This window comes from Corynebacterium sanguinis, from assembly GCF_007641235.1.
GTDB classification, from domain to species: Bacteria; Actinomycetota; Actinomycetes; order Mycobacteriales; family Mycobacteriaceae; genus Corynebacterium; species Corynebacterium sanguinis.
The window spans coordinates 1022821-1034424 of the sequence record NZ_CP038157.1 but is presented as its reverse complement, the minus strand read 5'-3'; the positions used below and the strand labels follow the sequence as shown (position 1 = coordinate 1034424).

13 protein-coding genes, 1 tRNA gene and 1 riboswitch are annotated in these 11604 nt (G+C 62.6%); of the genes, 9 read left to right on the top strand and 5 right to left on the bottom strand.

Features of this window, described 5'->3' with window-relative positions:
* Positions 1 to 7: 7 nt before the first annotated feature.
* The 4 genes from E3227_RS05080 to E3227_RS05065 all read left to right on the top strand — a co-directional run bounded on the left by E3227_RS05080 (position 8) and on the right by E3227_RS05065 (position 3240).
* Complete coding sequence (locus tag E3227_RS05080; protein WP_144317760.1) at positions 8 to 298, top strand: hypothetical protein; 291 nt, start codon at positions 8 to 10, stop codon at positions 296 to 298.
* Positions 295 to 1239, top strand: a complete 945-nt coding sequence (locus E3227_RS05075) for a substrate-binding domain-containing protein (RefSeq protein ID WP_144317759.1) — start codon at positions 295 to 297, stop codon at positions 1237 to 1239. The genes E3227_RS05080 and E3227_RS05075 overlap by 4 nt, the downstream gene beginning before the upstream one ends.
* Before the next feature lie 65 nt (positions 1240 to 1304).
* Entirely contained in the window at positions 1305 to 1907 is a 603-nt protein-coding gene (locus tag E3227_RS05070) for a DUF1707 SHOCT-like domain-containing protein (protein WP_246062801.1), read from the top strand.
* A gap of 16 nt (positions 1908 to 1923) precedes the next feature.
* Positions 1924 to 3240, top strand: a complete 1317-nt coding sequence (locus E3227_RS05065) for a pyridoxal phosphate-dependent aminotransferase (protein WP_144317757.1) — start codon at positions 1924 to 1926, stop codon at positions 3238 to 3240.
* Here the strand turns inward: E3227_RS05065 and E3227_RS05060 are convergent.
* On the bottom strand, positions 3237 to 4142 hold the full coding sequence (locus E3227_RS05060) for an AraC family transcriptional regulator (protein ID WP_170228633.1): 906 nt from the start codon (positions 4140 to 4142) through the stop codon (positions 3237 to 3239). The two genes, E3227_RS05065 and E3227_RS05060, sit on opposite strands and share 4 nt — an antisense overlap.
* 201 nt (positions 4143 to 4343) lie before the next feature.
* Here E3227_RS05060 and E3227_RS05055 point away from each other — a divergent pair, with 201 nt between their 5' ends.
* Both E3227_RS05055 and E3227_RS05050 read left to right on the top strand, forming a co-directional pair.
* Positions 4344 to 5213: an NmrA family NAD(P)-binding protein gene (locus E3227_RS05055; RefSeq protein ID WP_136649018.1), complete on the top strand. Its 870-nt coding sequence runs from the start codon at positions 4344 to 4346 to the stop codon at positions 5211 to 5213.
* Entirely contained in the window at positions 5214 to 5684 is a 471-nt protein-coding gene (locus tag E3227_RS05050) for an anthrone oxygenase family protein (protein ID WP_006840477.1), read from the top strand.
* A gap of 7 nt (positions 5685 to 5691) precedes the next feature.
* Here E3227_RS05050 and E3227_RS05045 read toward each other — a convergent pair whose 3' ends face one another.
* Complete coding sequence (locus E3227_RS05045; RefSeq protein ID WP_144317755.1) at positions 5692 to 7011, bottom strand: UDP-glucose dehydrogenase family protein; 1320 nt, start codon at positions 7009 to 7011, stop codon at positions 5692 to 5694.
* A gap of 10 nt (positions 7012 to 7021) precedes the next feature.
* Complete coding sequence (dcd, locus tag E3227_RS05040; RefSeq protein WP_144317754.1) at positions 7022 to 7588, bottom strand: dCTP deaminase; 567 nt, start codon at positions 7586 to 7588, stop codon at positions 7022 to 7024.
* A gap of 85 nt (positions 7589 to 7673) precedes the next feature.
* Here dcd and E3227_RS05035 point away from each other — a divergent pair.
* Positions 7674 to 7747, top strand: a tRNA-Gly gene (locus E3227_RS05035).
* A 204-nt stretch (positions 7748 to 7951) separates the two neighbouring features.
* On the opposite strand, the gene E3227_RS05030 is transcribed toward E3227_RS05035, so the two are convergent.
* Positions 7952 to 8452, bottom strand: coding sequence for a VOC family protein (locus tag E3227_RS05030; RefSeq protein ID WP_246062800.1), 501 nt, complete (start codon positions 8450 to 8452; stop codon positions 7952 to 7954).
* Between E3227_RS05030 and E3227_RS11935 the strand changes: the two genes are divergently transcribed.
* Complete coding sequence (locus E3227_RS11935; protein WP_136649022.1) at positions 8451 to 9290, top strand: helix-turn-helix transcriptional regulator; 840 nt, start codon at positions 8451 to 8453, stop codon at positions 9288 to 9290. The genes E3227_RS05030 and E3227_RS11935 overlap by 2 nt on opposite strands.
* Here the strand turns inward: E3227_RS11935 and E3227_RS05020 are convergent.
* Positions 9287 to 9865: a hypothetical protein gene (locus tag E3227_RS05020; RefSeq protein WP_144317753.1), complete on the bottom strand. Its 579-nt coding sequence runs from the start codon at positions 9863 to 9865 to the stop codon at positions 9287 to 9289. The two genes, E3227_RS11935 and E3227_RS05020, sit on opposite strands and share 4 nt — an antisense overlap.
* A gap of 78 nt (positions 9866 to 9943) precedes the next feature.
* A riboswitch (SAM riboswitch) is annotated at positions 9944 to 10065 on the bottom strand.
* Between the two features lie 389 nt (positions 10066 to 10454).
* On the opposite strand from E3227_RS05020, the gene E3227_RS05015 reads away from it, so the two are divergent.
* Positions 10455 to 11543, top strand: coding sequence for a YibE/F family protein (locus E3227_RS05015; protein ID WP_144317752.1), 1089 nt, complete (start codon positions 10455 to 10457; stop codon positions 11541 to 11543).
* Positions 11544 to 11604: the final 61 nt, after the last annotated feature.

Below are 11604 nucleotides of genomic sequence, written 5' to 3'. Positions count from 1 at the left end.
TCACCCCGTGACTACCTCTCTCCCCGACGACGACTTCAACGCCCGCGCAGACGAGCTAATCCTGTCGTCCGCGCCCGATGCCGAGCTCCGAGAACTGCTCGCTGAGCTCGACGAGACCTCCACGCTGCTGCGCGCCGAGCTGGACAAGCGCCGCACAACGGGAGGGTTGACCCCGGAGCAGCACGCCGAGATCGAGCGCATTCCGGAATATCTCGAACTCACCCGCGCACGCTGGTCCAGCGCCGTGACATTGTGGCGCGAGTTCCGCGATGAGTTGCGCAAGGAGGGGCGCCGATGAAACGACTTACGCTCTGCCTTGCCGCAACAGTTGCGCTTGCTGGCTGCGCGGCGGAATCAGAGGAACCGAACACGCCGGCAGCAGATGGTGCGATTCGGGTGACGGGCTCGGCCACCGTGGAGCCGATCACGTCGCTCATCGCCTCACGAACCGGGCATAACGTGGAAATCAGCGCCGACGGCTCGACCGACGGGTTTGAGGCGTTCTGCGCCGGCGAATCCGACATCAACGATTCCTCGGTTCCCATCCCCGGCGAGGGCGAGGACATCGACTACCAGACACAGTGCGCGGACAACGGTGTCGAGTTCATCGAGCTGCCGATCGCACTCGACGCCATCACGTTCGTGAAAAACGACGCCAACGATTGGGCCAGTGACCTAACGATCGAGCAACTGCACGACATCTGGACCTCGGAATCGCCCGTGAGCACGTGGTCCGACCTCAGCCCGCAGTGGCCGGGGTCCGAAATCACCCTTTACGGCCGCCCGCCGGGCTCCGGCACGCTTGGGGTGTTCCAAAAGATCGTGCTTGACGACGACCCGATCCGCGACGACTACGCCGCTACCGACGACATGGACGAACTCACCGAGTGGATCGCCAACGACCCCGACGCGCTCGGCTTTATGGGCGTGGGCAACTACCTTGCCGCCGAGGGCGAGGTCCGCAGCTCGATGGACAATATCGCCGTCGACGGCATCTTGCCCAGCTTCGAGCAGACACGCGATGGTCAATACCCGCTGTCCCGCCCGCTGTTTCTCTACGTCAACGTCGAGTCGCTCGACAAACCCGAGGTGGACAGCTTTGTTACGGAGTACCTCGATCGCGTCGAGGCAGTGCTGCCGCGCGTGTACTTCTACCCCTTGCCGGAGCAGGAGTACGACGCCGCGCGCGAGCGGCTGAAATCACGGACAATGGGCACCGACGACCGCTGGACGTCGTAAAAACCAGCGCGGTGGCGCGTGTCCGCACTGCCACTAGGATAAGAACCGTGACCTATGATCCGGGAATGTTTCGCCTCAGCGACGAGGAGCGCCACGCCGCCCTCGGTGCGCTGAGTTCTGCTCTGGCGGAGGGCAGGCTCACCATGGACGAGTTCGACTCGCGTTGCCAGGCGGTAACCACCGCGGAGTTCCACAGCGACCTCGACCCGCTGTTTCGAGACATCCCGCACAACCCGGCCACGTTTGTGCAGCAGGGTGGCGCAGTCGAGATGTACAGCGCACGGGAGATCACTGCAGCGCGCCGCGACGGACAGAAGATGCGCGCGGGAACGTTTTGGCTGGGCACCTTCGGCACGCTGGCCGCCGCCCCCGCCGTGGCGGTGGCAACCGGAAGCGGGTTCGGGTTCCTCCTGCTCTTGCTCATCCCCACCTTGTTCGTATTGCTCTACGTGATGAAGGTCGGCCCCGATTCCTGGTATACCCCGAGCGTGCGCCAGCTCGAGCGCAGGCGCCGCGAGCTCGTGCGCATCCGCCAGCTCGAGATCGAATCCGCCCGCGCCCACGAGGAGGCCGCGCGGCGCGCCGCACGCAAGCAGCAGATGAGCCAACTCACCGACGAAGCCTTGAACGTGGCCCAGCAGACCGTGAAACGCTTCAAGGGCAAGTAGAAGTAGGATTGCCTCCATGAGCAAGAAGACTGAGCAGGACGAAACGCCCACGACGAAAAGCGGGACGGAGACGTCGGCGGGGGCATCGACAAGCAAGAAGCCCCCGAAGAAGCACCGCCATTTCGACGAAGCGGACAAGCTCAAGAACGTCTTTTACGACATCCGCGGCCCGGTGAGCACCACGGCCGAGGAGATGGAGCGCGACGGGCACACCATTCTCAAGCTCAACACCGGCAACCCGGCGATCTTCGGCTTCGAGGCGCCCGACGTGATCATGCGCGACATGATCGCCGCGCTGCCGACATCGCAGGGCTACACCACCTCGAAGGGCATCATCCCGGCGCGCCGCGCGATTGTCACGCGCTACGAGATGGTGGACGACTTCCCGCCCTTCGACATCGACGACGTCTTCCTCGGCAACGGTGTCTCCGAGCTGATCAGCATGGTCACCCAGGCCCTGCTTAACGACGGCGACGAGATCCTCATCCCCGCCCCCGACTACCCGCTGTGGACCGCCGCGTCCACGCTGGCCGGCGGCAAGGTCGTGCACTACCTGTGCGACGAGGAAGACAACTGGAACCCCTCGCTCGAGGACATCCGCTCCAAGGTCACCGAGCGCACGAAGGCCATCGTGGTGATCAACCCGAACAACCCCACCGGCGCGGTGTACTCGCGGGAGGTGCTCGAGGGCATCGCCGACATCGCCCGCGAGCACGAGCTGATGGTGCTTGCCGACGAAATCTACGACCGCGTCCTCTACGACGGCGCGCAGCACATCTCCATGGCCGAGGTCGCGCCCGACCTGATCACGGTGACTTTCAACGGGTTGTCCAAGACGTACCGCGTGTGCGGCTACCGCGCCGGCTGGATGATCATCACCGGCCCGCGTCGCCGCGCCACCGGGTTCATCGAGGGGCTCAACCTGCTGGCGGGAACCCGCCTGTGCGCGAACGTGCCCGGCCAGCACGCCATCCAGGTTGCCCTCGGCGGGCGACAGTCCATCTACGAGCTCACCGGCGAGGGCGGGCGCCTGCGCGAGCAGCGCGATGTGACGGTACGCAAGTTGCGCGAGATCCCCGGCGTGTCCGTCGTCGAGCCGAAGGGGGCGCTGTACTGCTTCCCCAAGATCGACACCGAGATGTACAACATCCATGATGACGAGCGCTTCATGCTGGACCTGCTCAAGTCGGAGAAGATCCTCATGGTGCAAGGCACCGGGTTCAACTACCCCACCCCCGACCACTTCCGCGTGGTCACGCTGCCGTGGGCCTCGCAGCTGGAAAACGCCATCGAGCGCCTGGGTAACTTCCTGGCCGATTACCACCAGCACTAGTTTGCTTGACGACGAAGCGCTGCCTGCCTGAAGGCGCTGGGTGAGATCCCGACGCTGCGGGCGAACGCTTTGGAGAAGGCGGATTCGGAAGAATACGACACCGAAGAACCAACTACTGCGATCGGCTCGTTGGTCTCAATCAACCGGGTTTTTGCGACCTCCATGCGCCAGTTCGTCACGTACGCTGCCGGCGCTACTCCGACGACCTCGCGGAACTTCTCGATAAACGATGTGCGTGACATGGCGGAAATTTTTACCATATCTGCGATCGCCCACGGTTTTTCTGGCTCATCATGGATTGCGTGTAGGACTCTCCCGATCGCAGGATCAGCTAATCCCGCGATGAGCCCAGGTTCGAAGGAGCTTTCCTCGTAGAACCATTTTCGAATGATCTGCACCACGATGATGTCGGCCAGCCGAACCGCTACGGCCTCCCCACCCAACCTGTCTGCGGAAAGTTCGTCTGCCAAGAGGCCGACTAGCTTCACGACGGACGAAGCGTCGTTCAAATTCATACCTCTTGCGGAGACCACAGGGGGAAGGGCTTGCACGATGTTGTGAACATCTGGAGCGTCAAAACTCACCATCCCGCAGAGCAACCGTGTGAATGATCCGTCGCAACCTACGTTGACGATTGAGTAGTTCTCGCTGAGATACCTCTGGGGCAATTGATCGACCCGGGGAGCTACCGTTCTATCCGGGCTGGCGGAGAGCATGTGCTCCCTTCCGAGCTGCACGAGAGCAACATCCCCTTCCCGGAGTTGGAGCTTCGGTATGCCGTCCGAAATCAACCAGCATGAGCCCTCGGTGACCACATGAAAACTCAGACATTGGGGATCAACTGGCATCCGCAGACCCCAATCACCGCGGGCAGTCGTATCGCAGTAGAACACACCGCTCATACGCAACTGCCTCAGGAAGTGCGCTACCTCCGGTTTCACATTCATAGAACTATGATCGCACCCTCGGAGTTGTCAACTCCACATATCCGGACGATCGGCAAAGAAAAATGGACTGACGGGCCTACTGACGGTCGCTGGCGATTCCTAACGTGAATTGAGCCAGTCTCCGTAACCCTCCCTACTTTGAGAAAAGAGGCCCCGATGTTTGCTATTTCCGGTTCGACGGGACGCGTTGGATCCAACGTTGTCGCCGAACTACTCAAGCACGACCAACCCGTTCGAGCTCTCGCGAGATCGGAAGAATCCTTGAAACAGTGGTCAGCGCAAGGCGTCGAGACTGCAGCGGTTGACCTGCTCGACAGCGCGGCATTGTCCGAGGCGCTGAAGGGTGCGGAGGGATTCTTCGCATTGCTCCCGTTCCACTTCGGTGCAGACGACCTTGACCGCTACGCAGATGCAGTCATCGCATCAGTGCGCTCTGCGGTCGAATCCGCAAACGTTCCTCACGTCGTCATGCTCTCGTCGGGAGGCGCCCAACACGAGCATTCAACGGGCCCAATCACAGGACTGCACCGAATGGAGCAGGCACTCCTGTCCGCTACTCCCCTGCTCACCGCCCTTCGGCCGGGACATTTTCAAGAGAAGTTTCAGGATGTGCTGCCCGCAATTCTCCAGGAGGGCGTGTACCCCGTTTTCGGCGCAGCTGATGAGCCGAAGCCGATGGTCGCGACCAAGGATATCGGTGTTTTCGCCGCACACAACTTGATGAATCCTCCCGTCTCTCAAGAGCCGGTTGACATCATCGGTCCGAGCTACACCGAACGGGACGTGGCCGGTGTGATTGCGGAGCAGCTTCACAAAGACGTGGCGGTCGTCGAAATTCCCGATGAGGCGTGGGAGTCCGAGCTCGAGCGGGCTGGTTTTTCAACCGGCGTCGCTCACAGCCTTGCCCAGATGTACCGGGCGGACAGTGATGGGTTGCTTGCACCTTGCGCGTCGAAATCGATCTCGGCCCCGACGCCGCTTACCGAGACGGTCAGCACCGTCCTGCAGAATCGGGAGGGCGCGTAGATGAATCTTCCCATCATCACCAGTGCAGTGGCGCTTTGCGCAACCGTCACCGGCGGGCTGCTCAGCGGTCTCTATTTTGCCTTTGAGGTCAGTACTCGGAAGAGCTTCGCACGTTTACCCGATGATCAGTACGTCGAGGTCTTCGCAGGCATCAACCAGGCGATCCTCAACCCCCGATTCCTGACAGTATTCGCGCTTGCACCACTGTCCTCAGTATTACTGGCCATCCTCGTACCGACCAGATGGACGATTCTCGCTGCAACAGCGTCGCTCGTCGCACTGGGCATCACCGTCGCGGGAAATGTCCCACTGAACAACTACCTCGACAATGCGTTCACAAGTCAGAATGCGGTGTCCGAGATTCGCGCGAACTTCGAGTCCCGGTGGAACTCGCTCAACGCTGCCCGATGCGTAGCGCAGACGGTCGCTGTTGGAGCGACGCTGCTCTTTGCGCTGAACACGAAGGGATAAAAACCCCTTACAGGCTGCGCCCCAAGGCGTGGATCTCCCAGCCTGCGGCCTGCCACGCGTCGACGGGCAGGACGTTGCGGCCGTCGATAATGCGCTGCTCGGCCACTAGCTCGGCGGCATGCTTCGGATCGAGCTTCTTGAATTCGGTCCATTCGGTAGCGAGGATGACAAGTTCCGCGCCACGGAGAGCGTCGTCAAGCGAGGTGGCGTAATCCAGCGTCGGGAAGACCTTCTTCGCGTTGTCCATCGCCTCCGGGTCGAACACGCGCACCGCCGCGCCCGCCAGGGACAGCTGACCCGCGACAGCGAGGGCCGGCGAATCACGCACGTCGTCGGAGTTCGGCTTGAACGCCGCACCGAGGACGGTGACGCGACGGCCGATCAACGACCTCAGCTCCTCGCGCGCCAGATCGACGACTCGCTGGCGGCGGCGCATGTTAATCGCGTCGACCTCGCGCAAGAATGTGAGGGCCTGGTCGGCGCCGAGTTCGCCCGCGCGGGCCATGAACGCGCGGATGTCCTTGGGCAGGCAGCCGCCGCCGAAACCCAGGCCCGCGCCGAGGAACTTGCGGCCAATGCGGTCGTCGTAGCCGATGGCGTCGGCAAGCTGGGTGACATCCGCCCCGACGATCTCGCAGACCTCGCTGACGGCGTTGATGAAGGAGATCTTGGTGGCCAAGAACGCGTTGGCGGAGACTTTCACCAGCTCCGCGGTTTGCAAATCGGTGACGATGAACGGCGTGCCCTTGTCAAGCGGGGTGGCGTAAACCTCACGGGCGATTTCCTCGGCCCGGGTGTCCTCGGCGCGGCTGCCCAGCACGATGCGGTCCGGCTCGATGGTGTCCTGCACCGCGTATCCCTCGCGGAGGAACTCCGGGTTCCAGGCGATCTCTACCTCTGTACCCTCGGTGGCGAGCGTGTTCGCGCGCTCCTGCAGCGCGGCCGCCGTGCCCACGGGAACGGTGGACTTGCCGTAGATGATGTGGCGGCCACGTAGCTGCGGCACTAGGTCGTCGATCACCGCCTCCACGTAGCGGGTATCGGCGGCGTAGGAACCACGCTGCTGCGGCGTGCCCACGCCAATGAAGTGGACGTCGGCGAACTCGGCGGCGCGGGCGTAATCGGTGGTGAAGTCAAGGCGGCCGGCGGCGATGTTACGTTCAAGGACCTCCGGCAGGCCCGGCTCATAAAACGGGACCTTGCCCGCCTTGAGTTGCTCGATTTTTCTCTCGTCCACGTCCACGCCCAGCACCTCGTGGCCCAACTCCGCCATGCAGGCGGCATGCGTTGCCCCGAGGTAGCCGGTCCCGATCACCGTCATTCGCATGGGCGCTACTCTAGTCGCGGAAGTTCAAGTACGCGCGGGATGGAGTGGGGCCGCGCTGCCCCTGGTACTTAGAACCGAGCGCGCCCGAGCCGTAAGGGGTCTGTGCCGGCGAGGACATGCGGAACAGCGCGAGCTGACCGACCTTCATGCCGGGCCACAGAGTGATCGGCAGGTTGGCCACGTTCGACAGCTCTAGCGTGATGTGTCCGGAAAAGCCGGGGTCGATAAAACCGGCGGTGGAGTGGGTGAGCAGGCCCAGGCGGCCCAGCGAGGACTTCCCCTCGAGCCGGCCCGCGAGGTCGGCTGGCAGCGTGAACGTCTCCAAGGTGGAGGCGAGCACGAACTCGCCGGGGTGCAGGACGAACGCGTCGCCGTCTGCCACCTCGACCAGCGTGGTCAGGTCCGGCATCTCCTGCTTCGGGTCGATGTGCGTGTAGCGCGAGTTGTTGAACACGCGGAAGAACTTGTCCATACGCACGTCAATCGACGACGGCTGCACGAGCTCCGAGTCGTACGGCTCAATGGCCAAGCGGCCCGAATCGATGGCGGCGCGGATGTCATGGTCGGATAAAAGCACGCCTGCAAGTCTAGCTGTCAGCGGTTTTACGTTCGGGGTTTGACCGGTGCTACAGTGTTTTCCACTGTGTTTTACGTTTTACGCTGCCGGCGTAGTTTAGTGGTAGAACATCAGCTTCCCAAGCTGAGAGTGCGAGTTCGATTCTCGTCGCCGGCTCCAATTTTCTGAGTACACGGGCAAAAGTGGTAAACCGGCCCCCTGGCTGTTTAAGCTGGGGCGCCGGTTTTCTTCAGTCGGTGGCGGTTTTTGCCGCGACCCCCTCACCACACCAGCCCCGACTTAAAAGTTTTCTGTACCAGTGGCGGTGAGATTGGTGACCCAACCCCCCGACATGACCACAGGCTGCGGCCGACAGCTTTAGAGCTAGCCAAGCGTTTCCATCCACTCCTTGACCTGCTGCTCAGACTCCTCGTCACTCAAGTCTTCGACGCGCGTCATGATCGTCCACCGAACCCCGAAGGGGTCACGAATACTGCCATAGCGATCGCCGGAGGCGAAGTAGGCCACTGGCTCGCGAAGTGTGGCTCCATGGGCAATGGCCAGTTCAACTACCCGATCCACGTTCGTGCAGTACAAAGCTAGGGAGAATGCCACCGTATCCGACTCTGGTTCAGAAGCAACGGTGTTGTAGTCAGAGGACGCTTCGCCCAGCTCGAGTCGCCCATTGTCGAATTGGATTTCTGCATGGACCACTGCCTCGTTGTTTGTCATGGCGGTGATGATCTTCGCGTCGAAGACTGAAGCGTAGAAATCCAGTGCCGCTTTCGCGTCTGTGACGGTCAAGAAGGGGGTGATAGTGGAGTATCCGTGTGGCACGCCGTTTGTGGTGTGCGCGCCATCGGCTGGCGTGGTGTTATCGGTCATGAAAATCAAAGTAGAGGGCCCAAGCGACGCTCGCTTGTATATTTGTGCCATGAATGATCCGCTATCTCGCGCGGAGCGGGGAGTACTCAGGCCGGACTTGCTGCCGGTTGCTTTCCGACGACTCGCTCCCGCCGAGAGCATTTCCGGGCTCGTTCGCTGGTGGTGGTTCTCTTCGTGGGACCTTCCACATGGGCAATCGGCGACGCAACAAATTTTGGCCTTTCCATCTTCAAACGTGGTGGTTGAGCCCCACATGGTTGGAATATCCGGGCCCACAACGAAGAGCTCCACCCGAACGTTGGAAGGCAGTGGCTGGGCCGTCGCCGCGCTTTTGCAACCCGCGGCAGTTCCCGCAGTGGTCGGAGATCCCGCACGATACCGCGATAGCTACCGTGCATTGGCCGCCCCGGGACTACTCAAGGATGTGGGGGAAAGCGTCGCAAAGCTTGACGTGGAGGCAGCCTTCTGCGCGTTTGAACATTGGCTGACCAGCACAGTTGGGCCCGTAAGTAGCAATGGCTTGTTGGCCAACGCAGTGATGGAGCGAGTTGAGTCTGATCCCCCGATCCGCAACGTCACGGAGTGGGCAGGCGCCGCGCATGTGTCAGTGCGCACGCTGCACCGGCTCACTGCGAAGCATGTAGGGTTAACGCCCCTAGCCATAATCCGGCGCCGGCGGCTTCAAGATGCCGCCCATGAGCTGCGCGCAACCCCGGCGCCGGTGGGAGCCATCGCCGTTCGCATGGGATACGCGGATCAATCGCATTTCACGCGCGAGTTCCGCGCTACGTTCGGGACCACACCATCCGACTACCGGAGGACGGCGCATACCCTCTAGGAAGCAGACGCCACCGTATGCCCTTCCATCACCTGAACCTGGTCACAGGACAGAGTCGGGTACTTCTGCGGCGCGGTGCACGGCGCGATCGGCGTCGGCGAGACCCAGAAAATTGCGTGGCTGCCGTTGGGCCGCTTCTTACCTTGCAACAAACTGAACCGCGGGTGGTACGCGACAGCATCATCGTGGTCCAGCACGAAGTGGTTGTAGACATCGAGTGTTTCCTCTGGGGTGCTAAGCGTGACCCGGTTGCCATCCACTTCGATGATCTCGACCGGTACCCAATCGGCGGCCGGGACTCGGGAAGCGCCTCGGATGCCGGCGATGGAGGGGAGATGGCCCCGGGAAGGCAGGTCGCATTCGCGGGGTGTGACCTGCACACGTTCGCCATTTGGCTGCGGCAGGAGGACAACCTCGCCATCGTCGAACCGCACGGCGTTTCGGGCGGGAGAATAGTCAAACTTTCGCGTGAGTGAGGTGGCGAAGTTCAGCGCGGCCGGTTCAGTAGCAAACGCCCTCGCCACAACTTCGATCTCTGAAGAGAACGTCACCTCTGTTGAGTTGAGGTTTTCCATCCTCACTGGCACCTAATCTTCGGGCAGGTCATCGGGAAAGAACATGGACATGTCGTCGGACATGGAAATCTCCTAGAAATATCGCACTTCCGGCGCGCGGTCGCGTCGCCGGCCGATCTTCCCCCGGGAGCACCGTGCGCGATTGCGCGGTTGCTAGTCGACGGGCCGGGAGACCCGAAAATGCGTCGAACTTCTTGATCGCACCGACCACCCTAACAGACAGCTCGGTCTAGTGCAGCTTAACCCAGGCACCCACGCTCAACCAGCCACTGGTGCGCGTCGCGCTCGGGGCCGTCGTTAAGCAGCGGCGACAATTACCCCAAAAACCTTCGCTACCGTCTTTGCCATACGCCCTCCCTTACGCGCGTCAGAGTCTAGCGCCTTCGCGGAACCCGCATCATTAACGACTACGGTTATCAGCATGGGAAAGCACGCAACAATAATGCCGCCGCGCACACGCTCTACCGCCCGGCTCATCCTCGCCGGGGTCCTCGTCGCAGCCTTCGTCGCGACACTTGTCGCGCTCGCCGTCCTCTGACCGACCGGGCCCGCCCCCACCCCCGGGCCGGGTTTCAAGCAGTCCCAATCCATGGCCGCCGACGCGGTCAACGGCACCGTCATCGACCACCGCCAGGGCCCCTGCTCCTCCCCCGACGTGGGGCGCGTCTTCGAGGGCGAACCTCGCCCCGCCACCCCGCAGCCCGTGCCGCTGGGCACCATCGCCGACGAGCCGGTGTGCGAGCTCTCCATCGTCGAGCTGACATCCGGCCCTGACGTGGGCAAACGCACACTTCTTTCAAGCTCCGGGCTGCCCGGGGAATCCACCCTAGCCACCGGCGACGCGATCACCCTGGCAACCAACACCGACGGCGACACCACCACCTACACGCTTTTGGACATGGAGCGCAGCCAGGCAATCTGGCTGTGGATCGCCGTGGCGGTGATACTCATCGTGGCCATCGGCGCCCTGCGCGGCCTGCTGGGCCTCGTCGGGCTGGTGCTGACCGGGTTGGTCGTGTTCGGCTTCCTCATCCCCGCGCTGCTGCGCGGCACCGACCCCACGGCGGTGGCGATGGCCGCCGGCGCCGCGATCCTCTTCCCCGTGCTGTTTTTGGTTCACGGCGTCAATTGGAAATCAGCGTCAGCGCTCGCCGGAACACTGGCCGCGATGGCGCTGGCGGCGGTACTAGGCAACGTCGCGGTGGACACCTCTCAACTGCGCGGCCTGGGCAACGAGGACAACCTGCTCATCCACCTCTACCTGCCTGAGGTATCCGTCCCCGGGCTGCTCATGGCGGGTTTCATCATTGGAGCGCTCGGCGTGCTTAACGACGTCACCATCGCGCAATCCTCCACCGTCCACGAACTCTTCCTCGCCTCCCCGGAGTCCTCGGCGCGCTCCACCTTCGCCGCGGCATTGCGCGTCGGCCGCGACCACATCGCCTCGATGGTCTACACCCTCGTGCTGGCGTACCTGGGCACCGCGCTGCCGCTGGCCATGCTGCTGAGCGTCTCCGACCGCCCGCTGATGCAGGCGCTGTCCTCCGACGTGGTTGCCACCGAGCTGATCCGCTCGGCGATCGGCGCGATTTCGCTGGTCCTGGCGGTTCCGATCACCACCTTCATCGCCGCGCACACCGTCCGCGCACACAAGCCCCAATTAGCAGCGAAAATTTGAAAACGCTATGGTTGAGTGTCGGCCTGGAACACGAGACATGTAGCGCACCACGCGCGTAAAC